22 protein-coding genes are annotated in these 25,183 nt (G+C 41.9%); 11 read left to right on the forward strand and 11 right to left on the reverse strand.

The window, feature by feature from the left end:
• Positions 1-1,471, reverse strand: a 1,471-nt coding sequence (locus ACYVRH_RS05625; protein ID WP_461255952.1) for a S41 family peptidase, incomplete at its 3' end; no start/stop codon positions are given.
• A gap of 56 nt (positions 1,472-1,527) precedes the next feature.
• Here ACYVRH_RS05625 and ACYVRH_RS05630 point away from each other — a divergent pair.
• From ACYVRH_RS05630 to pyk, 5 genes are all read left to right on the forward strand, one after another.
• Positions 1,528-3,987: a CHASE2 domain-containing protein gene (locus ACYVRH_RS05630; protein ID WP_461255953.1), complete on the forward strand. Its 2,460-nt coding sequence runs from the start codon at positions 1,528-1,530 to the stop codon at positions 3,985-3,987.
• A gap of 26 nt (positions 3,988-4,013) precedes the next feature.
• Positions 4,014-4,547, forward strand: coding sequence for a hypothetical protein (locus ACYVRH_RS05635; protein ID WP_461255954.1), 534 nt, complete (start codon positions 4,014-4,016; stop codon positions 4,545-4,547).
• On the forward strand, positions 4,544-5,446 hold the full coding sequence (locus tag ACYVRH_RS05640; RefSeq protein WP_461255955.1) for a M48 family metalloprotease: 903 nt from the start codon (positions 4,544-4,546) through the stop codon (positions 5,444-5,446). The genes ACYVRH_RS05635 and ACYVRH_RS05640 overlap by 4 nt, the downstream gene beginning before the upstream one ends.
• Positions 5,447-5,573: 127 nt before the next feature.
• Positions 5,574-6,050, forward strand: a complete 477-nt coding sequence (locus ACYVRH_RS05645; protein ID WP_461255956.1) for an SH3 domain-containing protein — start codon at positions 5,574-5,576, stop codon at positions 6,048-6,050.
• Between the two features lie 54 nt (positions 6,051-6,104).
• On the forward strand, positions 6,105-7,919 hold the full coding sequence (pyk, locus tag ACYVRH_RS05650) for a pyruvate kinase (RefSeq protein ID WP_461255957.1): 1,815 nt from the start codon (positions 6,105-6,107) through the stop codon (positions 7,917-7,919).
• Between the two features lie 52 nt (positions 7,920-7,971).
• On the opposite strand, the gene ACYVRH_RS05655 is transcribed toward pyk, so the two are convergent.
• The 4 genes from ACYVRH_RS05655 to ACYVRH_RS05670 all read right to left on the reverse strand — a co-directional run bounded on the left by ACYVRH_RS05655 (position 7,972) and on the right by ACYVRH_RS05670 (position 13,391).
• Entirely contained in the window at positions 7,972-8,577 is a 606-nt protein-coding gene (locus ACYVRH_RS05655; protein WP_461255958.1) for a hypothetical protein, read from the reverse strand.
• Positions 8,561-8,800, reverse strand: coding sequence for a hypothetical protein (locus ACYVRH_RS05660; protein WP_461255959.1), 240 nt, complete (start codon positions 8,798-8,800; stop codon positions 8,561-8,563). The genes ACYVRH_RS05655 and ACYVRH_RS05660 overlap by 17 nt, the downstream gene beginning before the upstream one ends.
• A gap of 112 nt (positions 8,801-8,912) precedes the next feature.
• A complete protein-coding gene (locus ACYVRH_RS05665) occupies positions 8,913-11,891 on the reverse strand; it encodes a chromosome segregation SMC family protein (protein WP_461255960.1) in 2,979 nt (992 codons plus the stop codon).
• A gap of 3 nt (positions 11,892-11,894) precedes the next feature.
• Positions 11,895-13,391, reverse strand: coding sequence for an HDOD domain-containing protein (locus ACYVRH_RS05670; protein ID WP_461255961.1), 1,497 nt, complete (start codon positions 13,389-13,391; stop codon positions 11,895-11,897).
• A gap of 328 nt (positions 13,392-13,719) precedes the next feature.
• Between ACYVRH_RS05670 and ACYVRH_RS05675 the strand changes: the two genes are divergently transcribed.
• Positions 13,720-14,565: a sigma-70 family RNA polymerase sigma factor gene (locus ACYVRH_RS05675; RefSeq protein ID WP_461255962.1), complete on the forward strand. Its 846-nt coding sequence runs from the start codon at positions 13,720-13,722 to the stop codon at positions 14,563-14,565.
• A gap of 63 nt (positions 14,566-14,628) precedes the next feature.
• Here ACYVRH_RS05675 and ACYVRH_RS05680 read toward each other — a convergent pair whose 3' ends face one another.
• A complete protein-coding gene (locus tag ACYVRH_RS05680; protein WP_461255963.1) occupies positions 14,629-14,997 on the reverse strand; it encodes a hypothetical protein in 369 nt (122 codons plus the stop codon).
• A gap of 283 nt (positions 14,998-15,280) precedes the next feature.
• Here ACYVRH_RS05680 and glgP point away from each other — a divergent pair, with 283 nt between their 5' ends.
• On the forward strand, positions 15,281-17,821 hold the full coding sequence (glgP, locus tag ACYVRH_RS05685; protein WP_461255964.1) for an alpha-glucan family phosphorylase: 2,541 nt from the start codon (positions 15,281-15,283) through the stop codon (positions 17,819-17,821).
• 55 nt (positions 17,822-17,876) lie between these two features.
• Entirely contained in the window at positions 17,877-18,566 is a 690-nt protein-coding gene (locus ACYVRH_RS05690) for a queuosine precursor transporter (protein ID WP_461255965.1), read from the forward strand.
• Positions 18,567-18,622: 56 nt separating this feature from the next.
• Here ACYVRH_RS05690 and ACYVRH_RS05695 read toward each other — a convergent pair whose 3' ends face one another.
• Positions 18,623-19,942 (reverse strand): OB-fold protein, encoded by a 1,320-nt coding sequence (locus ACYVRH_RS05695; RefSeq protein WP_461255966.1) that lies wholly within the window; start codon positions 19,940-19,942, stop codon positions 18,623-18,625.
• A gap of 255 nt (positions 19,943-20,197) precedes the next feature.
• Here ACYVRH_RS05695 and ACYVRH_RS05700 point away from each other — a divergent pair, with 255 nt between their 5' ends.
• Positions 20,198-20,524, forward strand: a complete 327-nt coding sequence (locus ACYVRH_RS05700; protein ID WP_461255967.1) for a helix-turn-helix domain-containing protein — start codon at positions 20,198-20,200, stop codon at positions 20,522-20,524.
• A 156-nt stretch (positions 20,525-20,680) separates the two neighbouring features.
• On the forward strand, positions 20,681-21,199 hold the full coding sequence (locus ACYVRH_RS05705) for a hypothetical protein (RefSeq protein WP_461255968.1): 519 nt from the start codon (positions 20,681-20,683) through the stop codon (positions 21,197-21,199).
• A 158-nt stretch (positions 21,200-21,357) separates the two neighbouring features.
• On the opposite strand, the gene ACYVRH_RS05710 is transcribed toward ACYVRH_RS05705, so the two are convergent.
• The 4 genes from ACYVRH_RS05710 to ACYVRH_RS05725 all read right to left on the reverse strand — a co-directional run bounded on the left by ACYVRH_RS05710 (position 21,358) and on the right by ACYVRH_RS05725 (position 23,910).
• Complete coding sequence (locus tag ACYVRH_RS05710; protein WP_461255969.1) at positions 21,358-22,293, reverse strand: ParB/RepB/Spo0J family partition protein; 936 nt, start codon at positions 22,291-22,293, stop codon at positions 21,358-21,360.
• Entirely contained in the window at positions 22,283-23,056 is a 774-nt protein-coding gene (locus ACYVRH_RS05715; protein WP_461255970.1) for a ParA family protein, read from the reverse strand. Before ACYVRH_RS05715 ends, ACYVRH_RS05710 begins: the two co-directional genes overlap by 11 nt.
• A gap of 109 nt (positions 23,057-23,165) precedes the next feature.
• Positions 23,166-23,480: a nucleotidyltransferase domain-containing protein gene (locus ACYVRH_RS05720; protein WP_461255971.1), complete on the reverse strand. Its 315-nt coding sequence runs from the start codon at positions 23,478-23,480 to the stop codon at positions 23,166-23,168.
• Positions 23,481-23,493: 13 nt separating this feature from the next.
• Positions 23,494-23,910 carry a nucleotidyltransferase substrate binding protein gene (locus tag ACYVRH_RS05725; protein ID WP_461255972.1) on the reverse strand — a complete coding sequence of 139 codons (417 nt, stop codon included), beginning with the start codon at positions 23,908-23,910 and terminating at the stop codon, positions 23,494-23,496.
• A gap of 84 nt (positions 23,911-23,994) precedes the next feature.
• Between ACYVRH_RS05725 and ACYVRH_RS05730 the strand changes: the two genes are divergently transcribed.
• Positions 23,995-24,552, forward strand: coding sequence for a 3'-5' exonuclease (locus tag ACYVRH_RS05730; protein ID WP_461255973.1), 558 nt, complete (start codon positions 23,995-23,997; stop codon positions 24,550-24,552).
• Positions 24,553-25,183 lie beyond the last annotated feature (631 nt).

The following is a 25,183-nucleotide window of genomic DNA, read 5'->3' on the forward strand; positions in this document are numbered from 1 at the left end:
CTTCCTGCAACTCCTTCAATGTTTTTGAGTTTTTCATTAAGTTTTGATATGTTTTACTCTCAAAAATTTTCAGCGCTTCCTGAAGTTGGACATCGTATTCCAAATCATAAACGGGAGCGATTGTTGTTCTGTTTAGTTCATTTCTGATAAGCCGTTTTAACAGTGACAGATTCAGTTTATATTCACGCTCAAGTCCCTGCGCAAAAGTGTCAATTTGCGCCGGAGTTGCCTTTGGATTTTTTTCGGCAAACTCAGGAATTTTATTCGCGTTTATCAGCACGTTCAGTTTTTCAGCGTCTGCTTCTGTGTATTCGGGGAACTTTACTTCGCGGTCAGGCGGGATGCCGATTTTATCAATATTAACATCGCTTGGCGTATAGTAACGCGCCGTAGTTATCTTAAAGCCTGTTCCGCTTAATGGATAAACCTGTTGAACCGATCCTTTGCCAAAAGTATTTTCCCCCACTAAATAAGCCCTGCCGCGATCTTTAAGCGCTCCTGCGACAATTTCAGAAGCGGAAGCGGAACCTTTGTTTATCAACACTATGACCGGAATGTCTGGGGCGACAAGAGTAGCCTTTCTGGCGTTAAAATCGCGGTTTTCTGTCGCTATTCTTGATCTGGTACGCACGATAAGTCCGCCATCTAAAAACAGATTTGAGATTTCTACAGCCGCGACAAGTCTGCCTCCGTAATTATTACGCAGGTCAAGTATCAGGCTGTTGTAGTTTTTTTCCTTAAATTCGTTGATAGCGTCTCTTGCCCTGTCTGCGGACATTGGGGTGAAAGTGAGAAGTTTCAAGTAGCCTGTTTTGCCAATCATGGCGTGTTTTACGGTAGGCACTTCTATAATTGCCCTTACTATTGTTACAGGAAACTCCATTTTTTCACCGCGTTTGATGATAATATCTACTTTTTCTCCGGGCGTTCCCCTCAACCTGGCAAGCACTTCATCCATAGTGAGGTTTTCAGTCGGTTCCCCGTTAATTTTAGTGATAAAATCGCCCGGGTTTATTCCGGCGCGCCAGCCGGGCGTATCTTCGATGGGAGAAACAACTTCTACCCACATCGGTTTTCCGTCCGGTCTTGGGGTACTTGCTTTTATTATGTTAAGCCCTACACCGCCAAAACTCCCCTGTGTTGTATCGTTTAAGTCTTTCATGTCAGATTCAGATAAAAAAGTCGAATACGGGTCTTCCAATGCGTTGAACATTCCGTTCATTGCGCCTTCAAAAAGGACTCTTGGGTCTATTTCCTCAACATAATTGCGAATAATAAAATCATATACATTCTGCATTATGCTTGTATAATTGCGAACCTGACTTGATGAATTTCCCGTTCCGGAAGGCTGTTGAAAATTACCCTGCGCAGCCGCGCCCGGAATTAACGCAAAAGTAAATAAAAGACAGAAAATGACGGTTGCTGAAATCCAAACCCATTTAAAAGGTGTTTTTTTATACTTTATATTCATAAGAACTCCTGTTATAATTATGATATATTTTACATAAAAAAGGTAGGGAGTATAATATGGCAACAAAGAAAAAAATAGGGAAAAAGCTTACCGCGCTAATAATTGCGGGATTAGTCTTTTTTGTAATTACCAGTTTGCATTTGCTAGGGGTTTTTCATTTTCTGGAATACAAATCCTATGACATGCGGGTCAGATTCTGGGCGGACTCAATTTATGGCCGCCCTTCTGATGAAATTACAGTAATCCTGTTGGATCAGGACAGCATTGACTGGGCGCAACGGGAAAGAGGCTGGGGTTGGCCGTGGCCGCGGCAGGCGTATGCGGAAGTTGTTGATTACATGAATTTAAGCAATGCAAATTCGATAGCTTTCGACGTTATTTTTTCCGAGCCTTCTGTTTACAGGAATTCCAAACAGGATGAGATAATTGATAATGCCGTTAAAAGCCTAGAACAAGCCGAAGCGGACAACGCCACGCCTATTAGAACTGAATCAACCCGCACTCCTGGAGCCGGAAGGCAGTCCAGACCCAATGATAATGACGGAACGCCAAGGAGATCGGCATTCAGGGTAGCAATTGAAGCGTTGCGCAGTTTGAGCGCCAGAGATGATGATAATGCATTTATTAGGGCGGAAGAAGATTTTGGCCGTGTGGTACAAACAGTCATGTTTAGCACCCAAACGGGTAATGTAACCGGTTGGCCTGATGATGTAAAAGCGCCCTTATTCCAGCCTGAAAATTTTGGTCCCATGCTGGAACGATTCAGCGTCGGAAAAAATGAAAAAGCGCAGTTTCCAATTAAAGGATTAAGAGATGCAGCCGGCGCTTTAGGGAGCGTTACAGGCGTACCTGACTCTGACGGAATTATCAGACGGATAAGGCCTTTTACCCTGTTTGACGGTAAAGCGATACCCGGTCTTTCTACCGCGTCACTTGTTGTCTCAGGAAAAGGACGGCAATTATTCTACAATAAAAAAACCAGCTCAATTGAATGGGAGGGAGCTTCAATACCTATTAATAAAAACGGTTATGCCCTGTTACGTTATCACGGACCTCTAGATAAATATATTCCTTATAGGGCTATGGATATACTAAGAAGCGCCGAAGCGTATAAAAACGACGATGAAGAGTATATGGAAAGCAATTATTATCTTCCGCCTGAAAATTTTACGGAGACTTATGTTTTCTTTGGTTTTTATGCGCAGGGACTTTTTGATATTTTTAATACGCCGATTTCTTCCGTTTATCCCGGAATGGGATGTCACATAACAATGCTGGATAATGTGCTCCGGGGCAATTTTATACGCGAAAGCGCCGAGTGGCTTAATTTGTTGATTCTTCTTGTGGTTATAATTTTAGTGGTATGTCTGGCTATTTTTTCAAACCGTATTTCTCTTTCTGTTACAGGAATGGCAGTTATTGTTCTTGTAATAATTATCGGCTCTTTTGCCGCATATCAGTTTGGCGGACTTTGGCTGCCCATGGTGACATATCTTGGCGGAACGCTTGCCGCTTTTATCACTGTAATGCTTTACAATTACGCGACAGAAGGCAGCCAAAAAAGGTTTATTAAATCCGCCTTTTCACAATATTTGTCGCCTAAGGTTATTGAGCAGATCATACATGATCCTTCTCAATTAAAACTTGGCGGTGAAAAAAGGGAGATGACCGCAATTTTTACGGATGTCCGCAGTTTCTCTACAATTTCCGAAGCCTTGGGCGATCCGGCAAAACTTGTAGAATTGCTTAATTTCTATCTTACAAGAATGAGTGATATTGTTCTTAATAATCAGGGAACAATTGATAAATACGAAGGAGACGCGATTATAGCTTTCTTTGGCGCTCCTATTCACATGGCAAATCATGCCGCTCTTGCCTGTCGCGCCGCGATTAATATGAAAAAAGCGGAAGTGGAAATCAATAAGGAAGCGCTTGAAAAAGGGTTTATTAATCAGGATGTTATGAAAGCCATGTTTGGAAAAGGAATAATAAGCAGTATTGACGATCCTAGCCCGATGTTTACAAGACTGGGTATCAATACGGGGGATATGGTTGTAGGTAACATGGGTACTCCCAATAAAATGGACTATACAATCATGGGAAACGCGGTAAATTTGGCGGCGCGGCTGGAGGGGGTTAATAAACAATATGACACGGGCGGCGTTCTGATTAGCGAATATACAAAGGCAAGTATTGGCGATGAGTTTACCATACGTCCGTTAAGCAGGGTTCGTGTTGTTGGGGTCAATACCCCATTGCGGCTTTATGAACTGCTGGGAATCGCCTCTGAAGCCCCGCCTGATATGCAGGAAATGGTAAAAAATTGGGAACAGGCCTTTAATTTCTATGAAAAACGCGAATTTCAAGCCGCTCAGGGTGTTTTTCAGGCAATTTTCGATAAAAATAATAAAGATTTTGTGGCAAAAAAATACCTAAACAGATGTATAAAATTTGTTTCTTCGCCGCCGGATGAAAAAAATTGGGACAACGGGGTTGACAATTTAACGGAAAAGTGATATATATATTGATAAGAGGTGAAAAAATGAAAAGATATGTAATTATTTTTTGTTTAGTTTTATTTGTTACGGGTCTTGTTGCGGCTCAGACGCAAACACAGACACAACCACAAGCGCAGACACAAGCGCAGACGAAGACTAAGGATAAAGCCGAAACCTATCTTTATGTTGCCGTTAAAACATTGTCGCTTAAATCAGGTACAGGAGCTTTTGACAGCAGTAAAGGAAATTTGAGCTACGGAGACAAAGTTGTGGTACTAAATGTTGACGGTAAATTTACGGAAGTCAAAAGCGCAGAGAATCCTTTATTGACAGGATGGACACAGACAGCCAACCTTTCCAAAAAACAGATAACGGCGGGAAGTACAAGTACGACAACGGCAAAAGAAGTGGCTCTTGCGGGAAAGGGCTTTAGTCAGGAAGCTGAAAAAACAATGAAGAGTCAAAAACCTAATCTTAATTATGCCGATGTGGATAAAACAGAAAAGATAAAAGTTACCGAAAAAGAAGTTAAAAAGTTTCTGGAAGAAGGTAAGTTAAAGATGGGGGATAATAAGTGAAAAATAAAATCCGTGTAATTTTATTAATAATTTTAATTTTTTCCGGTATGTTTTTCTCTTGTAAATCAGTTTCAAATTTTGCTCAAAAGATTGGAACGTCCAAGAATGCGACTTTAAAAAATATAGGCTATGCCCTTGGCGCATCTGCAGATGCCCACATCACCGCTGCGGAAGATATTAATCCCGAACAGGAATACTATATCGGCAGGTCGGTAGCTGCAAATTTACTTAGTACTTATAAACTCTATACCAAGAAACCGGCTTTAACTACTTACTTAAACGATATCTGCGCCGCCATAACTATTAATTCTCCGCGTCCCGATATTTATAACGGTTATCATGTAGCAATACTGGACAGCGATGAAATTAATGCCTTTGCTACTCCCGGAGGGCATATCTATGTCACATACGCGCTTGTTAAAGCCGGTAAAACTGAAGACGCGCTTGCCGGAGTAATCTCGCATGAAGTCGCCCACATTCAATTAAAACACAGTATCAATGCGATTAGAAACAGCCGGCGTACACAGGCTAGCTTGGTCACAACCACCGCTATAGCCGGCGTTGCCGGAGGAACGGATGTTAAACAATTGACTGATGCTTTGGAAGAGTCCTTTATGGAGCTTGTGCGAACGCTTGTAAGCAACGGTTATTCGCAGTCTCAGGAATTTGATGCTGATAATACCGCATTGTCGCTCATGGCCGGCGCCGGATATAGCCCGTCAGGTTTGACTGATATGCTCATGTCATTGGGCAGTGTTATAAGATCCGATTCAGGTTTTGGTAAAACGCATCCAAGTCCCGCTGAGCGTATAGCTAACGTTCAAAAGTCAATAGGAAAATACAAAGTCGCAAATACAAGTTCATCAAGACAGAAGCGGTTTGATGTAGCGATGAAGTAAAATCGCGTATTATCCATAATTATAGATGCGTTAAATTTGTTTCTTTGCCACCAGATGAAAAGATTTGGGATAATGGTGTGGATAGTTTTACTGAAAAGTGATATATTAACGCTATTAGGGGCTAGAAATGAAAAGAAACGTATTTATTTTTTGTTTAATTTTATTTGTTACCGGTCTTGCGGCGGCGCAGGTTAAAGCCGGCGGCATTCTTTATGTTTCTGTTAAGACATTAACGCTTAAGTCAGGCACAGGTTTCTTTGCCAGTAATAGAGGAACTCTAAATTATGGAGACCAAGTTACAGTAATACGTATTAATGGAAATTTTGCAGAAGTCAAAAGCGCCGCAAATTCTTCGCTGACCGGATGGACTGCGACGACTAACTTGTCAGTAAAACAGATAGTGACGGGAAGCTCGAGTACTGCCACCGCAAAAGAAGTTTCAATTGCGGGAAAAGGCTTCAATCGGGAAATTGAAGATTCTTACAAGAACCAAAAAAGCAATCTTAATTATGCTGATGTAGACAATGCAGAAGCAGTAGTAGTTCGCGAAGAAGATATTAAGAGGTTTCTGGAAGAGGGCCGTTTAAGAATGGGGGATAATTAAAGTAAACTTATCGATATGAGTGCACTTAATTTCTTTATAAAGGAGATATGTTAAATGTTGAAAAACAGAAAAACTAAAATTGTATGTTCTTTGGGTCCCGCGTCATCCACTGATCCTGTTATACGCGATCTTATACTTGCCGGAATGAATGTGGCGCGTTTTAATTTTTCTCACGGTACTCACGATTCGCACCGTGATTTAATTGAACGAGTCAGGCGTATTTCCGGCGAATTGGGAATACCTGTTGCGATTCTGCTGGACACAAAAGGGCCGGAGATACGAACAGGCATGGTTGAAAATGACGGCAAGGTTACGATAAAAGACGGCGACGAAGTTATTATTTCTACCGATGATTGTTTTACCACGGAGGCAAAGGACGGAGTTCCCGCGCATATCGCGTTGTCATGGAAAGAAGCGGGATCAAAGCTGCAAAATGGACACCGCATTCTTATTGCGGACGGGCTTCTTGAGCTTGAAGTGATTGATACTGCGGGAGGCATCAAGTGCCGCGCGAACAATACCGCCGTTATTGGCAGCAAGAAAAACGTCAACCTTATCGGCGTTCACGCCGGGCTTCCCATTATGGGCGAACAGGACAAGAAAGACATAGAATTTGGCATTAGAATGAATATTGATTATATCGCGGCAAGTTTTTTAAGTTTTCCACATGAAGTAACCGATATAAAGAAATTCCTTGAAAGCCACTCTACCCGCATTAAAATCATAGCCAAAATTGAGAGCGGCGAAGGGTTGGAAAATATAAAAGAAATTGCCCGTCTTGCGGACGGCGTAATGGTAGCGAGGGGTGACCTTGGCGTACAACTCCCCACCGAGCAGATTCCACTGGCGCAAAAACACATTATCAATGCGTGCCGTAAGGCGGGAAAACCCGTCATTACCGCGACACAAATGCTGGAATCGATGATTGTAAATCCACGTCCCACCCGCGCTGAATTAACCGATGTTGCAAACGCGATACTCGACGGAACTGACGCGATAATGCTTTCAGGCGAAACATCGGCTGGAGCGTACCCGGTGGAAGCGGTAAAAACAATGGACAAAATAGCCTGTACAATTGAACAATCCGAAGAATTCCGCAAACGCATGAAAAAATTACATGAAGAATGTCATTCTGAAGTACATAATCCAAAAGAAAATCTGGGTATCATCATGTCACGAGCGGGAGTTGAAACCGCAACGGCAGTAAACGCAAAAGCCATTGTAACGCCAACCCGCAGTGGCAATACCGCGCGAATCCTCAGCGTATTCAGGCCGGATGAGCCTATTCTTGCCGTAACGACTGATGAGCGTTCTGAACGTATTATGCAGCTATACTGGGGCGTTTATACCTGTCTTAGATCGAAAGTATCTGATTCTGATAGTATGATACTCGACACTATGAAGGTTGTTTCAGAGCAAGGTGTGGCGGGAATATCTGATAAAATAGTACTCATTGCCGGTCTGCCGCTTGAAAGCCCAAACATGATAAATACTGTCCGCGTTGTCATTATCGGGACGGTTCTTCTGCGTTCAAACGCCGGCGGTTTTGCAAATCCCACCATTACCCGCGCTCAGGGAAAAATTATCCACGCTACAACTCCTGATGAAGCCCGCAGAAAAATTATGTCTTCGGGGGGTGGTGATATACTTGTTTGTAAAGAACTTACAGAAGACTACACGTCTGTTATCAGTATGGTAAGCGGAATCATTTGTGAAGGAGTTTCGGTAATCAGCGAACAGAAATTGCGTCTAATCAATCCCAATCTTGTCTGGCTTACCTACATCAGAGACGCCGCAAAAAAACTCGAACCCGGATTAACGGTAACAATAGACGGAAAAGAACTGCTTGTGTATGAGGGAACGATTTAGTTAATTACGAACTTGTACCATTCGTGCGCGATCTAATCGGTCTTAATTGCGTTTAATGCCTTTTTAGTAATTTTATTATACTTGAAAGGTACTGAACTATCGCGCTACCAATTACACCGGTAATAATACCAACAATAAAACCTCTGAGGTCGTGAAGGAAATTAATCTTTTTTGCCCATTGTAATTTTGCAGGATCAAAAAATTCTTCTTCAAATTGGTCAATGAGACCGGAGACTTCGTACCATCTTTCAAAGGCATTATCATTATCAGTTTTTCCTTCAAATAATCTTGCTTCTTTTGCAAAGCTGATAATTGTTTTTCTTTTGCTTAATAAAGAAGGCAAAAATTTCCCATTGTCTATAAAACGCAAATCTGTTTTTGACTTTAATAATTTTGCATAGTCATCATTATGGTATTTTAACTTTAATTTAAATGTATCTAATAATCCTCGCTTTAAGTGAGAATATGCTTTTTCCGCGCAAACTATTTCAGGTTCTCCATCAACATGGATACGTTTTAGATGATCAAAAGCCGCATGTATTTCAAATAATAATTCTATTGGAAGAGAATTGTTCCTTGCTTCAATTTCGCTATATAGGATTTTAACTCTGTCATTATAAAAAAGGTAAACATCTTTTCTGTCATTTTGAATGATCAAGGATTTTGTCAATGTCCTTATTTATTTCCTCTGTAGTTTTTATGCCATCCCGTAGTACATTCCCACGACCTATTACCGGAAATTCGGAAGTAAATGAAAATTTGCGTTTATTCTTGCTTTCCAGATGGTGTCTCATTTCATCCGGAGAATATTTGCGTATTGTTTCGGCAGATAAACCAATTAAGTTTTCCGCATTTTTCTCGACCATAGCAAATGGCATCATTAGTTCCTTATTTTAAGTATACAGCAAACCTTTACCTATGACAACAAAAAAATTGAAAGAATTTAGCCAGAATCTATCTACAAAATCGGTAACTATATAAACAGCCTTTACCTTATTGCCCCGTACCATTCGTGCGCGATCTAATCGGTCTTAATTGCGCGTTTGTTACTTTCTTTGGGTCATTAACGCCGACGGGTAATTCTCTTCCCGCTTCGTGAGGTACGTCTTCTTCTTCAAACTCACCGTCTGCGTCCCACAGTTCGCTTTGCGGCGGCGGTCCGTCTGTAATATCCAATTCTCCCTTTTTAAGCCGCGCTGTAATTACTTTTGTTATGCCGGATTCCTGCATGGTTACGCCGATAAGCGTCCCCGCTCCTGCGGTGGTTTTTTTGTTGTGAGTGATAATAATAAATTGGCTCGTGTCACTGAACTCGGTAAGGAGGTGGACAAAGCGGCCTACATTTTGTTCGTCAAGGGCGGCGTCAATTTCGTCCAGAAGACAGAAGGGGCTTGGCTTTACCATGTAGGTGGCGAATAAAAGGGCTACTGCCGTCATTGAACATTCGCCGCCTGAGAGTAGGCTTAAATGTTCCAGTTTTTTTCCCGGCGGCTGGGCGAAAATTTCTATGCCCGATTCAAGCACATGGTTCGGGTCTGAAAGCCGCAGTTCCGCTCTGCCGCCGCCGAAAAGACGGCGGAACATATTGTGAAAATTTTTCTTAATACGGTTGTAAGTGTCAATGAATAACTGCGAAGTTTCCTGGCGTATTTCCGCCGTAAGGTCTTCAAGGTCTTTACGCGCTTTTTGAAGATCCGCCATTTGATTGTTAAGAAAATCGTAGCGCTGTTTTGTTTCGGCGTATTCTTCCGGGGCCATAAGGTTTACGGTACCAAGTTCTTTTGACTTTGCGCGGGCGACTGCAAGTTTTTCGCGCAACACGGCGGGTGGCGTTGTAATGCTGAAAATCCGTTCTTCAAACTCCATTAAATCCCTGGAATGAGTCTCCCTGAAATTTTCCTGAGTATTTTTTATTTCCATTTCGGACTGGACAAGTTCCAGATGAATTTTTTCCAGCGATTCCTGCACTTTGGAAAGTTCCGCCATACGCTTGTTGATAATTTCTTTTTTACTAGCGACATTATCGTTTCTTTTGCGAATATCATTTTCCAATTTTTCCAATTCGGATGAATAAGCTTTAGTCTTTTCTTCGATACCCGTCATTTCCGTTTGAATTCCGGTAATGCGCATGTCTATTTCTTCCAGTCTTTTGCGGTACAGGGAAAGTTCATCGCGGATATTTTTTAGGAGTCCTTCCTGACCGGACAATTCACGTCTGATAAGACGCGCCTGATCTTCGGCGGACTGGGCGCGCGCGTTTATGTGGGCGCGGTTAATTTTCATGTTCTCCAGAGTTGCGCGGTATTCATCGATTTTTGCCATAAGACTGATATTATCTTCGCGCAGTTTTTTAATACGTTGCCGCCTTTCCTCAATGCCGTCTTTCGCGCTTCTGATTTGCGCGTCCAATGCGCGTTTTTTTGTAATAATTCCCTGAGGGGCTAAGAATTCGTCAATAAAGGTTGGCGAATGTTCGCGGTAACTATTAAAAAGTTCTACTGCTTTATTTGCTCCGGCGGCGGCTTCCGCAAGGCTTTTTAGCAGAATATCAGTAATACGCTTTATTTCCGCAGCGTCAACGCCGCCTGTAGCATTTGAAGCGGCGGCAAGGTCACTAATCAGCGCTTCCCTGCCGGAGAGGAGGGTATTCAGGCGGACAAGTGTTTCGCGCAACGCTTCTTCCGCGTTTTTGCGTTCTGTGGCAGAATAGCCGGCTTTTTTTAGGCCGGCATCCAATTCCGCTACTATGTCGTCTGTTATTATAGCAAGCTCTTTTTCCAGAGCGGCAAGTTCTTTTTCTATGCCGTGAATCTCATTTTCCGCCCTGTGCGATTCCTTATCGTTTTCGCTGATGCGCCCTGCGGCAAGCTGGATATTTTCTTCAAAGGAGTGGATATTTTCTTCTATGCTTTTACATTGTTTTCTTAAATCTTGTACAAGGGCATCCTGCCCCTCAGCGTCAGTGTTAAGTTCCGTTATTTTTTGAACAGCCTGTTTTTCGCGTTCTTCGTTTTGTCCGATTTTAACTTTATTTTCACTACGCTGTTCATTGAACAGGCGCACTTCGTTCTCCCTTGCGTTTTTTTCCAGCGCAAGACCGTAAATATTTTTTTGAAGTTCCACAAGCCGCGCTTCCATGGAGTTTACTTCGTCCATGTGCGCTTCCAGAGCTTGATTTTCCGCTTCCATTTCAGCGCGTATCCTGTCGCGGTCCTGCGTTCTGCGCCTTAAAGTTTCGTTTTTTTCGTCTCTTTCATATTTAAACTGCTTTAACCGTAAAAGCTGAATATCCAATTCATAGTTGAAAATTTCATCGCGGAGCGTGCGGTATTTTAGCGTTTTTTCGGATTGTATTTTTAAACTGTCATGGGCGCGTTTTACCTCGTTCAGTATCAAATCAACTTGGCGCACGTTTTCCTCGGTTTTGGCAAGGTTCCGCTCCGCCTCCGCTCCCCTTTCCCTGTACCGCGTGATGCCCGCCGCTTCTTCAAAAAGATAGCGCCGTTCTTCCGGCTTAGAAGAAAGTATCTGATCGATTTTTCCCTGTTCCATTACCGAATAGGCGGTTTTGCCTACGCCGGTGTCCCAAAAAAGTTCGCGTATGTCTTTTAGCCGAACTTGCGCCCCATTGATGAAGTATTCGCTTTCTCCGGAACGGTACAAACGCCTTTTAATTTCAATTTCCGGCATATCCATTGGCAGAAGCCCTGTTTCATTCGCGATAGCGAGGGTAACTTCCGCCACGTTGAGGGGTTTTCTGGCTTCTGTGCCGCCAAAGATAACGTCTTCCATCTTTTCCGCACGTAAGGATTTTATGGCGTGTTCGCCCAAGACCCATTTGATCGCGTCAACTACGTTGGATTTTCCGCAGCCGTTTGGCCCCAGAAGGGCGGTTATACCGTCGTTAAATTCTATATCTGTGCGGTCTGCAAAGGATTTGAAGCCGAGAATGGTGAGCCGTTTAAGAAACATAAATTAAAGTTGTCCTTCTTTGATGAATCCAGCAGAAAGCCTTTCTAGCAATGCATCAAATTGTTTTTGATGTTTTAAACCATAGTTTTCCAGCGGACCTAATTCTAATTGATCATAGCTGATATTTTTATTTTCATACTCGCAGAACATATTGGCAAGGTACACGGTATCAACCATATCTTTACAATCAAAAGGCGCGGCGTCAGGATCGTGATGATACCGAATTGCCGCTACTAACTTGTCGGGGAAATTCCATTTTTCGGCGATAAGGGCGCCAAGTTCCGCATGGTTCATGCCTGCGGAAAGATCTTCAAATGTTGATATGGGAAGGCTTTTTTCGCCGCAGAACCCTTTTATTTTATTTAACAGATCGGGATGTACATTGGAAAAAACAATTTTCCCCATGTCGTGTAACATTCCGCCTATATATACGTCGTCCAAAAGCCCGGAAACATTTTTAAAATTCTTAACCAAATTATACGCATAAAACGCGGTTTTGTACGAATGTTCCCAAAGTTTCTTTTTTTCAGCCGTATCATCGCCTAATACTTTTTGTGTTCCGTAAGAATAAAGCAGGTTTTTTATTCCCTTTATTCCAATCATTTTTACCGCATCCGAAATATTGTCAACTTTTTTTGACAACATATATTGCGCAGAATTGACAATTTTTAACAGATCCGCCGTAAGCGCCGGGTCCATCGAAATTTGCCTTGCAATCATCGGCATATCGGAAGCCGGATCGTTAATAAGTTTTTGTATAAGCAGGACATTTTCCGGAAATTGCGGCAGGCTGTTAATATTCTCTACAATTTCCGCCGACAGAGCCGACATATTTTCTATCATTGTTTTATCAAGAGGAATAGAAATACTTGCGATTGTGCAGTTGTTTTTTGTCTTGATTGTAAATGCATCGTCTTCAAGCCCGATTTTTCTTAACATGAGGACAAGGATAACAAGCCCAAGCCCCGCGCCTTCGGAATCATCAAGCACCTGGGACAATGCGTCTTCCAGACTGTCGTATTGTCTTGACCTTGCCATCTTGTCCTGTATCCGCAGTTGTTCCATTTTATTTGCGGTAACATTATTGCGTATTTCAATAATTATTGTATTTCGCTTAACTTGTAAAATTATTTTTATAAAAAGCCCTTTTTCCTTTTGTAACTGAAGATAATAGCCAATATTGCTGATTGTATCTTCCTTAAAATTTTTCATTCCGGTGTTGTAATCGTTATCATTATTAATATCTAATCCGCGTTCTTTAAAATATATCCGTTTTGTATTGGCTTTTTTTGCGTTAATTATAAGTTCTTGTACGCAGTAGACAACGTAGTCTTTAAGTTTCATTTGATTCATATGTTTAAGAAACGCGTCAATTACTTGTTCAATGTAAATCTCTATTTCTTTGGGATGCGTATATGTTGTTATTGTCAGCGGGAGTCCGGACTGTATGGCTTTTTTAATTTTTTCCTCATCCACAACCAGCTCGGAAGCAGAACTCATAATTTAAAACCTGCCTTTAAAAATCTGATATACGGTGGTTAGCGCCGTTTATCATGATAATATTTACCATAATATGATAGTAAAAACTATCTTTATATAATATTAACTTTTTCCATAGAAATCAAGGTATTCAATATTAATACGATATATGAAAAACGGGTCAAAATGACACAGTATTTTGACACATTTAGGGCTTTGTGTCATTTTCCCCGAAACGAGAATTATGCAGATAAAAAAACCATGAAAAAACACATGGATTGACCGTAAAAGCGCAAAAAATCGCTTGGCATGGATATTGCTATTAAATGTGTATAAAAGGTGGTGAATTATGAACAATACAAGAAAAAGAAAAGAATTAAATGAAAACCTTACGGTTTATTTAAAAGAGATGAATCGTATTCCGATGCTCAGCAGGGAAGAAGAAGAATTAACCGCCCATGAGGCGGCGGCTGGCAATAAAGCTGCCAGAGAGAAACTTATTAACGCTAATTTGCGCTTTGTTATTACAATAGCAAAAAAATATCAAGGGCTTGGGCTTCCCCTGGAAGACCTGATTAGCGAAGGTAATGTAGGACTTGTTAACGCGGCTGACCGTTTTGATGTTGATAAAGGTTATCACTTTATATCTTATGCCGTATGGTGGATACGTCAATCCATTTTAAACGCCCTCTGTGAGAAATCCAGAATGATAAGGCTTCCTGTAAACTGCGCGGCGGATCTTGTTAAGATTGAAAAAGCCGGGAAAATGATTGAAAAGCAGCTTTCGCCGGAAGAAGAAATCAATGAAATTGCGGAAATGCTTAACATGGATAAAAACCATGTTAAGGAAATCGTCAATATTTCAAGAGAAATTGTTTCACTAAATAATAGTGTTAATAACAACGATTTACCATTGATAGATTATATCGAAGATAATCAGTACATAACTCCGGAAAAATACGCGGAGCAGAGTTATATGAAAGATGATATAAATAAAGTTCTTGATACCCTGAATGAAGATGAAGCTAACATTATCCGCTGTCATTACGGTCTTGGACGGCAGGAGATGTCGCTGAATGAGATTGGCGCTTTTTATAACCTGAGCAAAGAACGTATCCGCCAGATTGAAGAAAAAGCCATTACAAGGCTTAGAAACCCAAAACGCGCCGATAAACTTGAAACTTATGTTGCGTAATTAATAATGTTGCAAAAAAAAACGCACCCATAAACGGGTGCGCTTTCATTTTGTTTTACAGTTTTACTGTTTTTTCATGGTTACAGTGTATTTTGGCTTGCCGTCTCTATCAATTTCCATTACCACATCGCCATTTGTGCCTGCTGCCTTAAAAGAATATGTCCTTCCCGCATCAGGACATGCAAATGTCATCCCTGTTTGACGTCCATCTGGAGTAACCTGAAAATTCTGAATTGTTTTGTTGGAAAAACTATAAAGTTCATCTCCAGTCTTGCTATCCAGAATTCTTATGTTGGTAGCTGAAAATTCCCAAATTGCATCATAATTGGAATCGAGCCATTTTCCCGGAGGAAATGATCCAATCTGGACCGCCTGTCCAAATAATGCAGCCGCCGCAAACAGTAAAACTAATACAATGATTAATTTTTTCATCTTATATCTCCTTATTAATATAGATTTTATCAAATTGTAGCAAAATAAAAAAAATATGTCAATAGAAAAAGTTTTTTTTTCATAATAAATACATTGGCGGGGAAAAGCTAAATTTGGTGTTTTTTACATAAATTCTATCTAAAATTAACACCAAAATGGATATTAAATTTTATTACTGTAAATCTTTATTACATAAGGGTTTACAGTTAAATTTATACACAAATTGATAACTAAATGTAATTCTACCGTTGACATTATGCTTTTCTACCCATAAACTTAATATATGAATATATCCACATATACGGTTAAACCGAAACTTCCGCCAGTTTTAAAACCTTTGGAGGAGATTGCCCGAAATCTCTGGTTATCATGGAATTATGACGCAGTTCAACTTTTCATCAGGTTGGACTATGACAGTTGGCTTTCGTCCCAACAGAGTCCCGTGCGGACACTGGGCATGGTGAGTCAGGAACGGCTTGCGCAGGCCGCCAAGGACGATTCCTATTTGGCTGCGCTTAAAGAAGTATATGACAGGTTTCAGCGTTACAAAAAAGGAGAAACTTGGTACAGGGGCGGCCATAAGGATGTTGTAGCGTATTTCTCGATGGAATACGGAATGGACGCGTCCTTGCCTATTTATTCAGGCGGTCTTGGGATTCTTTCCGGGGATCACATGAAGACTTCTTCGGATTTAGGTCTGCCCCTTGTCGGTATCGGGCTTTTGTATAGGCAGGGTTATTTTACGCAGATGCTGAACGCCGACGGTTTTCAGCAGGAGAGTTATCCCGAAAACGACTGGTATAATATGCCTGTCGAGAAAAAAATCGGTAAAGACGGACTGCCTCTAAAAATTACTGTGGAATTAGCGGGCAGGCATGCAGTTGCCCAAATTTGGGAAGTTAAAGTTGGCCGTTCTTCACTTTACCTGTTAGATACAAATATCGAAGAAAATACGCAGGATATAAGAAATATTACCTCGGCGCTTTACGGCGGTGATAAAGAAACCCGTATGCAGCAGGAAATATTGCTGGGTATCGGCGGCATACGTGCGTTACGCGCATTGGGAATTAATCCGGCGGCTACTCATATGAACGAAGGACACGCCGCGTTTATGGGGCTTGAAAAAGTTCGCGAAATCATGAGCGAGATGAGTTTTTCTTTTGAAGAAGCGCGTGAAGCGGTTTGGCCGACAAGTATTTTTACTACCCATACTCCTGTTCCAGCTGGAAATGAGCGTTTTGATATCGCCATTATGGACAAATATTTCCGTTCATGGCCTCAGGTTTTGGGTATTTCATGGAAAGATTTTCTGGGTCTCGGCAGAATCAATGTAAATGATGAACAAGAAACTTTTTGTTTAACTGTGCTTGCGTTAAAAATGGCAGCCTATGCCAACGGCGTGGCAAAGCTTCACGGATTAGTATCACGTGATATGTGGAAAGGGTTGTGGCCGGGGCTTCCGCTTAACGAAGTTCCAATCCATCATGTTACAAACGGCGTTCATACGCGCACATGGATTTCTTCCGGTATGCTCGATCTTTTAGACCGTTATTTTGGCCCTCACTTTGAAGATAAACCGACAGAACTGAATATTTGGGAGCGTATGGATCGTATCTCCGATGAAGAATTGTGGCGTACCCATGAACGCCGCAGAGAGCGTCTTGTCGCTTTTGTGCGCGAGCGTATTCGCGAACAGTATAAACGGACAGGCGCGGTAGAGCGTCGGATACGTCAGGCGGAGGATGTTCTTTCTCCTTACACGCTGACGCTTTGTTTTGCGCGCAGGTTTGCCACCTATAAACGCGGTAACCTGCTTCTTCGCGATCCTGAACGCCTTTTGCGGTTGGTCAGGGATAATGATCGTCCTGTACAATTAATTTTTGCCGGTAAAGCGCATCCGCATGATATGCCGGGCAAAGATTTAATTCGCGAGATAATTCACTTTGCCGAAAAATATGACGTAACAAACCGTATTGTATTTGTTGAAAATTACGATATGAGCGTTGCAAAATATTTAACATCCGGCGGTGATGTATGGCTTAATACCCCGCGCCGTCCCATGGAAGCGTCCGGCACAAGCGGCATGAAGGCTGCGATGAACGGCGTTCTTAACTGTTCAATTTTGGACGGCTGGTGGGACGAAGCGTATAATGCTCAAGTTGGCTGGGCAATCGGCCACGGCGAACAGTACAACGATGAAAGGCTTCAAGACGACATTGAAAGCAAGGCGTTGTACGATTTACTGGAGCGCGAAATTGTTCCGATGTTCTACGAAAGAGGCCACGATGGTCTTCCGCGTGAATGGATAAAAATGATGAAAGACTGTATGAAGCAAATCGGGCAGTCGATGGCGTCTCACCGAATGTTGATGGATTACTCAAATCAGTTTTACTTCCCCGCGCTTAAAAATTTCCGCCGTTTCAGCAAAGATGAGTATGCCGAAGCAAAATCACTAGCGGCGTATTTTAACAAATTGCAGCAGTCATGGGGTAACTTAAAAATTGTCAAGATTGATTCCAACGCCAAGCCTGTTATGCAGCGCGGCGATATGCTGACCGTAACGGCGTACCTTGATTTGGGCAATATTTTACCTAACGATTTGCAAGTTGAATTGTACCACGGCACAGTGTCGAATCAGACTAGGGAAATTGTCGATGCGAGAAAGACAGAAATGAAGTGGCTCAAGAGCGACGGCAATTTGAACCTGTATCAGGTTCGCATTGAGTGTATGGATACGGGAATGCAAGGGCACACGGTGCGTATTCTGCCCAAGCATGACGCGTTGATACACCCATACCGTTGCGGCTTTATTAAGTGGGCGTAGTCCATAATAAATAGGCAGTACCTGATAACCTGCCATAAAAAAACAGGAGTTTTCTATGCAAAATCCCCTCTCTTTCAAGTATCTTGATGTGGTTGCGTCATTTTTTGTTGTTATCCTCGTGGTTAGCAACATTGCGTCTTCGGCAAAAATTGTCGATCTTGGATTTTCTCTTTTTTCAATACCGATGGCTTTTGATGGTGGAACGATTCTGTTTCCGTTTGCCTATGTGCTGGGTGACGTGTTAACAGAAGTTTATGGATTTAAGACGGCGCGTCGGGTTATTTTTACCGGATTTGCGGCTTTGGTATTAACCACCGTAGTTTTCTTTGTGTTGGGAAAATTGCCGCCGGAAGCGGGCTGGGAAACGGAAACCGGCGGAGATGCCGCTTTCAATGCCTTACTTGGCGGGATTAGTTACGGCGGTATTGTGATTGCGAGTTTATCCGCATATCTTGTTGGCGAGCTTTCCAACGCGATAATACTTTCAAAGCTGAAAGTTAAGATGGAGGGAAAGCTTCTCTGGGTGCGCACTATCGGTTCTACTCTAGTTGGCGAATTTCTGGATACGGCAATTTTTGTATTGATAGCCAGCGTCGCCGGAGTCTTTAGCTGGGGAATTTTTTGGTCGCTTGTTTTAACAAACTATATACTAAAATGCGGGATAGAAGCTGTTGTGACTCCCTTTACTTATTGGGTATCAGGGTTATTAAAAAAGAAAGAAGGGATTGATGTTTATGACAGATAATTGGTCTACATGAGTAATTTCCCGCCCGCACAGATGCGGACGGGTTATATAGAACACTACTTAGCTAATTGTTGCGCTGCTCGTTGGTTGGCGCTATTTCGCTGTTGCATTTCTGCCAGCGTAGTCTTCGCTAATTCTTCATTGGTCTGCTTGGCAAGGGCTTCCATCAACACAACAGCAGCCGCAGTACCTTCCGTTCCTTCTGTTAGTACGGCTTGGTTGTAGCCTGCCGCAAAATTTTTGTATTTGGCGTAAATTGTGCCGTAGGCCGTAGTAGCATCCTTGTAGTTCTTATCCTTGACCAATTTCTCCGCCTCGCTCATCTCTTTTTTGGCATCTTTGTTGTTTTGTTCTTTAGCAAGAGTGACGTTTATGGTCCGCTCGGTCGGTACCATTTCACCTGCAAGTTCCACAAGCGGTTTTTCGATTATCCTTTGCTGAATATCGGCAGCGCTGGGCAGTTGGGTAGAATCCTTGTTCGAATACTTGGACGAGGTTGCTGATTTTGTTCCAGCTCCTACGTTTGAATCGTCACGAGTGCGTACAATGCGATATCCAATATCTAAATTTCCTTGACGCTCATAGTATGTTACCGTTACCTCTTGATATATAGCCTTTCCGTCTGCATCTTTACCGACATATTGGCTTTCTTTAGCGGATCGGGAAGTATTAGATACTTGAAAGTTTGTTTGCAAAAAGATAACAGCGTCCACTTTGCCGGGATAATCCCCAACCGGAAATATTGCACCGCCAATATTGACAGATTGTCCTGCGCCGAGAATCCTGAGGATTTCACCAGTGTCATCCATGTCAGGCCGCTTAAATCCGTTGCATTTTCCAACAACAGTTATTGTATTGCCTTTATTGACAGATCCAACTTTGTCTAATTGAGAAGAAAGAAAAAACACATCTACCGCATCCTTGCCTACTTCTAAACGTACAAAAAAACCTCCTTTTGAAGTTTGCCCAATTTCTTTAACAACTCCGCTTGTTTTAATCATCTTTCCGCCATATATACTATCTGCCCTGACAGCATTAGCCAAATATGTCCCAACCAGATCTGCTGACTTTACTTCTATTGCCGGTGCTTGATATGCGGCAAGTTCTTTCCATTGTTTCCATGCCTGCAGTTCCACAGATGTCGCCACTGTATATTTACCTGTATTAGTGAGTCGCCGGGAAATTTCACTTGTAACTTGGGCATTATCCGAGTCAATAGCTATATGACTGATGCCAGCCATATTCAAACGGCCAGGTTCAGTATATTTTACCGGAACAGATGGGGTAACGCATCCGCTGAAAATCCATGCCACCAACACGAGCGGCAAACCAAGCAGAAAAAGACTTTTCTTGCTATTCCTCATTTTTTGTAACATTTTCATATTACTCCTTTATGCGGTCTTTCCCGCCGTCAAAATTTTTGAAGAACATAAATCCTTCTTTTTCCGCCTTAATAGGCAGATATAAAAAGCCGTATAATTTCCGGCATTTTATTAAAAATTCGAATTATCTCTGTTGAAATAAAAAAAATCAATAAGTTAGTCTTTATGAATAATATATTATTCTATATGGCAATAAGTCAATACCTAAAAAGCAATTATCTTATTCTTAAGAGCTAAAAGGTTGAAAAGATGATAAGCATTAGAGAAGTATTGGCGAAGAATATCAAAGAATACCGGCGTAAATACGGTTTTTCGCAGGATAAACTGGCTGAATTAGCCAATATTTCCTCACAGTATCTGGCCACGGTTGAAACATGCCGTAAATTTCCAACGCCTGAAGTGCTTGAGCGCCTTGCAGAAGCATTAGGCATTGAACCGCATGAACTTTTTACACTTGCCTCTACTCCTCAAAATGAACTGGAAAAGTTAAGACAGGATATAATAGGAGAAGTTGTAAATGCAATAAAACAATCTTTCGCCGAAGAAAGTAAAAAAAATAAAACCAATACCAAGTAATAATATTTTAAAACTTAATAGCCGATAAATTATTGGAAATTTTCATCAATATAGCTCCAAGTAGTTATATTGACAATTTATTATTTCTTTTTATATTATTGTTACATAACAGTTTGTCAAACATCAAGAATAAAAGACTGTACAAGGAGAAAAAATATGAAGAAGTTGGTAATTGTGCTGGCTCTTGTTGCAATTATTGCAACAGGGACGGCATTTGCAGGAGATCAAGATGGTCTTGGAATAGGCGCTTTTTGGTCAAGCGGCGGCGGATGGGGCAGTTCAGGAACCGTTGGTCATAGCGGCGCGCTTTCATTACATCTTCCGGGTATTCCGGTATATTGGGGAATAAACTTTGGTGGTTTTGGTCCTTTTGGAAATACATTATGGTTAGGCGTATCGGGAGATTTTCTCCCTGTGGTAAATAACCAACCGCTTGTTAAAAATATCGGCTTGAGTTGGTTTATCCGTCTAGGTCTTTATGGAAAAATTTGGTTAGGAGACATTACGGGTCTTGATTTCGGAGCAAGGCTTCCTGTTGGCTTAAGCTGGCAGCCGATTAAGGTCTTTGAGCTTTTCCTTGATGTCGCTCCCAGTATTGGCTTATATATTTACGATGGTAGTTTTGGTTTAGGCGGCGGCTGGGCTGGTGAGTTAGGCATCCGTCTCTGGTTCTAAATAATAAATAGTCTAAAAATTAACCCCGGTGTTCATTGAACTGCCGGGGTTTTTTTACCTGACCACTAAAAATATTTTAAAATTTATATACTTAATGGAAAATGCTTTATAGTGTTTTTATTATAAAATACCAATATTATTATCAATATTTTTAGTGGTCAGGAATCGCCTAATATTTCATATAGCCTTTCAAGGTCTTCCATTGAATAATAGTCAATATGTATTTTGCCCTTGTTCATGTCGCCTTCAATAACTACTTTGGTTCCCAATTTGCCGATAAACTTTTCTTCCATTGCGCCTACTTCGGGCGGTCGTTTTGAAGCTTTGCCTTTATCTGCGCTTTTTGGCTTGTCTTGTTTTTCAGTATTTATAACCGCCGCCCGCTTTTCGGTTTCCCTAACCGAGACATCGTTTGTAAGTATTTCCCTGTAAAGTTTATCCCTCGATTTTGCGTCAATTACAGATAACAAAGCCCTTGCGTGTCCTGAACTTACTTTACCCTCTTCAATGCTTTTTTGTATTTCTATGGGCAGTTTAAGAAGCCGCAGCGCGTTTGCTACGGTCGATCTGTTCTTTCCCACCCGCGCCGCAAGCTCGTCCTGGGAGAGATTTGAAAAGTCCATCAGGTTTTTATATGCCGCCGCTTCTTCTATCGGGTTTAAATCACTGCGTTGGATATTTTCTATTAGCGAAATTTCAAGACGCTTTTGATCGGTATAATCGCGGATAATTACTGGGACCGTATCAAGGCCGGCCAGTTTTGCGGCGCGTGTTCTGCGCTCACCGGCGATTATTATGTAAGCGCCGTCTCCTGTATCCGCCGCGATTATTGGTTGTATGATACCGTAAGTTTTGATTGAGTCAGCCAGTTCCTGAAGTTCGGTCTCATCAAAATTTTTACGGGGCTGGCCGGGGTTGGGGATAAGTTTGCTCACCGGTAACTGAACAATGTCCTGCGCTTTGTTTCTAGAAGAGGCTGCTGTGGCTGGAGAGGAAACAGTTTGATCATCAATCGGTGCAACGGAAGATTCGTTATCGTCATTATTTTCCAGTAATGCGTCAAGGCCTTTTCCCAAACCGATTCTACGCGCCATTTGTTCCTCCTGACTTGCGGAGCAGTTCCTGAGCAAGAGCGTGGTATGCCCTTGCCCCCGGGCATTGCGGGTCGTAAAGAGAAATGGGCATCCCGTAGGAGGGCGCTTCTGAAAGACGGATATTTCGCGGAATGATAGTATTTAAAACCGTGTCTTTATAAATGGCGCTGACCTGCTTGATTACGTCATTGGCAAGCCTGGTTCTTGGGTCGTACATTGTAAAAAAAATGCCGCCGATTTTCAAAGACGGGTTCAGTCCTTTTTGGATAAGTTTGGTTGTGTGCAAAAGCTGTTTAAGTCCTTCCATGGCGAAGTACTCGCACTGCATTGGGATAAGTACCGAATCTGCGGCGGCTAGACCGTTCATTGTAAGCTGGCCCAGGCTGGGAGGGCAATCAATCAGTATAAAGTCATATCCGTTTTTAATCGGAGTTAAGGCTTTTTTCAAGAAGAAGTTACGCTCCTTCTGATCGATTAGCTCTACCGCCGCGCCTGAAAGATCGATGCTTGCCGGAATTACTTCCAATTTATTAACGGCAGTTTTTTTTATCGCCTGTTCGGGAGTTGCCGTACCGGAGAGCAATTCATAAATTCCGGGCTTAGGCGGGTTAGCGCCGATGCCGCTTGAGAGGTTAGCCTGCGCATCAAAATCAACCAAAAGGACGTTTTTTCCGGCATCCGCAAGGTACGCCCCAATATTTATTGCCGAGGTAGTTTTTCCAACGCCGCCTTTTTGGTTTACAAAGACGCAAATCTGTCCCATAGCTAAAATGTAGCAAATTAATAAACTTTTTTCCAGTCTGCCGGATTTTGATTTTTATATAAAGCACTACAGTTTATCGATCTGTACTGTATGCAAAAGGATAACTCTTTCAATTACTCTGAGCATGGTTTGTGTAAGAGTATAAAATTTTCCCTACACGATCGATATGGGCCTTCAATTCGGGATTTGACAACTGAGCGTAAATTGAGACATCAACAAAATAAGGTATATCCGAATCGTCAAAATCCCCAGTGATACGCAAAAGATCGGTATGGGTAAAAGTTTTATCAGATTTTAGAGATATGTCTATATCGGAACCAGTGCGATAATTACCTTTTGCTCTGCTACCGTAGAGAATGACTTCTTTAATACTGGGGTATTTACAAAAAATAGAATTAAGCGTGTTTAAAGTTCTGTCGGGCAATCCGTATTTCATATTATTCCATATTATTCATTTTTTCGGAAAATACGGTAAATTGCAAATAATAATTTTTTATTATTGCCTCAGCCAAATCATCGGCTATTTTTTCGTCATAAGTATGAGCGGCCAAATTTCGGTCTCTTATCATATCCATCCATATTTGCCCATCCTCAATAAGACCCTGATTTAGCGCGTGCCGGACTGCGCCCTTACTGCCGACAATACCGATTATTCCTTGTTCATCAAGATAATCTTTCATTAGATTCCAAGCCATCTCAAAGGTAAACTCAAACCCCTGTATCATCCCCTGTTTTTCAAGATCGGTCAGGTTACGGGTTGCCGCAAGTTCTACGGCGCTTTTCAATGTGGCAAGAGCTTTTTTATAGTTATAAAAACGTTGTTTCCAGCGAATATCCTCGTCTGTTTTTTCCATTATGTAATTATAAGACCATGATGGTTTTTTGTCGATACTCCCCACTCCCAGCAATCAGTTTCTTGGATTATAATAATTACTTGTATGGACTTTGTAGCGATAGATTTTGAGACTGCCAAGAAATCTCAGGAGAGCGCGTGTTCCGTCGGGTTGGTCAAATTTCTGGACGGGAAGGCGGTTGATACTTATTATTCGCTGATACGCCCGCCCAGTCTTTATATTCGCCCTGATTTTACGATGATTCACGGTTTAACGGTTGATGATGTAAGAGACGCGCCAAAGTTTAATGACATTTGGGACAGCGGAATAAAACCGTTCATCGGCGATTTACCGTTGGCGGCGCATAATGCTCCTTTCGATATGGGCGTACTTTACGCGGTACTCGATTGGTACAGGCTGGAAATCCCCGCGCTGCCGTATTTCTGCACCTGCAATTTATCCCGCCGCGTCTGGCCGCATTTAAAGTCTCACGCCTTAACCGCATTGGCAAAACACTTCGGTATTGTCTACGAAGCGCACAACGCTCTTGATGACGCGATGACTTGCGGTAAATTGGTAATAATGTCAGCGCAGAAATTTGGCTGTTCAAGTGTTGATAATTTGCTTTCAACTGTTGGGTTGAGATTTGGGATGCTTGGGTAAAGATTAAATTGCGGGATTTCTCAAAAAGGAACAATCGAACCTTCGGTTCGTGAACACAAATAGAGATAGGATATTTTCGGCGCAACGGTGGCACAAATGATGTCATCTTCATGACTGCCCTTATAAGCTCCCGCAAACGCAATGACTTTCTCAATGACAAAATCTCCGATCATTATTTTATCTATGGAAAGTCCCTTTTGTCGAATAAAACCCAACGTCCGTCATATTCGGCTTCTACTTCCCGGTAGTTAAGAACACGCTTTTCCGCAGTCATTGTTACCATATAACTGTCTCCTTGTAACGTATAATTACAAAGGCATTTTCCTCCCAAATTCGCCCTATTGACAAATTCACTTTAAAATATTAATATGTTCTTAATGAGGCAAAAAATGGCTATTAATACTCAATTTCCGACACAAAAACCATTGCTTAATATCCTAATTCAAAAAAACTTCAAAGTGCGGACAATGAAAATGAGGGGATTTAATGGCTATTAATAACATTTTTAAAAAGTGTAACATATCTCTGTCTGACTGCGGCGCAAACGGCGGGATAAATCCCGCCTCATTTTGTTCATTTGGGATACGCTGTTCGGCGCCGGGGCGTTTGGATTTGGTTCATCCACACGCCT

The organism is Treponema sp. R80B11-R83G3, from assembly GCF_054786115.1.

Bases quoted from the DNA above. Each gene is read 5' to 3' on its own strand.
- ACYVRH_RS05630 (WP_461255953.1), top strand. From the start codon at position 1,528: ATGGCAACAAAGAAAAAAATAGGGAAAAAGCTTACCGCGCTAATAATT.
- ACYVRH_RS05635 (WP_461255954.1), top strand. From the start codon at position 4,014: ATGAAAAGATATGTAATTATTTTTTGTTTAGTTTTATTTGTTACGGGT.
- ACYVRH_RS05645 (WP_461255956.1), top strand. From the start codon at position 5,574: ATGAAAAGAAACGTATTTATTTTTTGTTTAATTTTATTTGTTACCGGT.
- pyk (WP_461255957.1), top strand. From the start codon at position 6,105: ATGTTGAAAAACAGAAAAACTAAAATTGTATGTTCTTTGGGTCCCGCG.
- ACYVRH_RS05660 (WP_461255959.1), bottom strand. From the start codon at position 8,800: ATGATGCCATTTGCTATGGTCGAGAAAAATGCGGAAAACTTAATTGGT.
- ACYVRH_RS05665 (WP_461255960.1), bottom strand. From the start codon at position 11,891: ATGTTTCTTAAACGGCTCACCATTCTCGGCTTCAAATCCTTTGCAGAC.
- ACYVRH_RS05670 (WP_461255961.1), bottom strand. From the start codon at position 13,391: ATGAGTTCTGCTTCCGAGCTGGTTGTGGATGAGGAAAAAATTAAAAAA.
- ACYVRH_RS05675 (WP_461255962.1), top strand. From the start codon at position 13,720: ATGAACAATACAAGAAAAAGAAAAGAATTAAATGAAAACCTTACGGTT.
- ACYVRH_RS05680 (WP_461255963.1), bottom strand. From the start codon at position 14,997: ATGAAAAAATTAATCATTGTATTAGTTTTACTGTTTGCGGCGGCTGCA.
- glgP (WP_461255964.1), top strand. From the start codon at position 15,281: ATGAATATATCCACATATACGGTTAAACCGAAACTTCCGCCAGTTTTA.
- ACYVRH_RS05690 (WP_461255965.1), top strand. From the start codon at position 17,877: ATGCAAAATCCCCTCTCTTTCAAGTATCTTGATGTGGTTGCGTCATTT.
- ACYVRH_RS05695 (WP_461255966.1), bottom strand. From the start codon at position 19,942: ATGTTACAAAAAATGAGGAATAGCAAGAAAAGTCTTTTTCTGCTTGGT.
- ACYVRH_RS05700 (WP_461255967.1), top strand. From the start codon at position 20,198: ATGATAAGCATTAGAGAAGTATTGGCGAAGAATATCAAAGAATACCGG.
- ACYVRH_RS05705 (WP_461255968.1), top strand. From the start codon at position 20,681: ATGAAGAAGTTGGTAATTGTGCTGGCTCTTGTTGCAATTATTGCAACA.
- ACYVRH_RS05710 (WP_461255969.1), bottom strand. From the start codon at position 22,293: ATGGCGCGTAGAATCGGTTTGGGAAAAGGCCTTGACGCATTACTGGAA.
- ACYVRH_RS05715 (WP_461255970.1), bottom strand. From the start codon at position 23,056: ATGGGACAGATTTGCGTCTTTGTAAACCAAAAAGGCGGCGTTGGAAAA.
- ACYVRH_RS05725 (WP_461255972.1), bottom strand. From the start codon at position 23,910: ATGGAAAAAACAGACGAGGATATTCGCTGGAAACAACGTTTTTATAAC.
- ACYVRH_RS05730 (WP_461255973.1), top strand. From the start codon at position 23,995: ATGGACTTTGTAGCGATAGATTTTGAGACTGCCAAGAAATCTCAGGAG.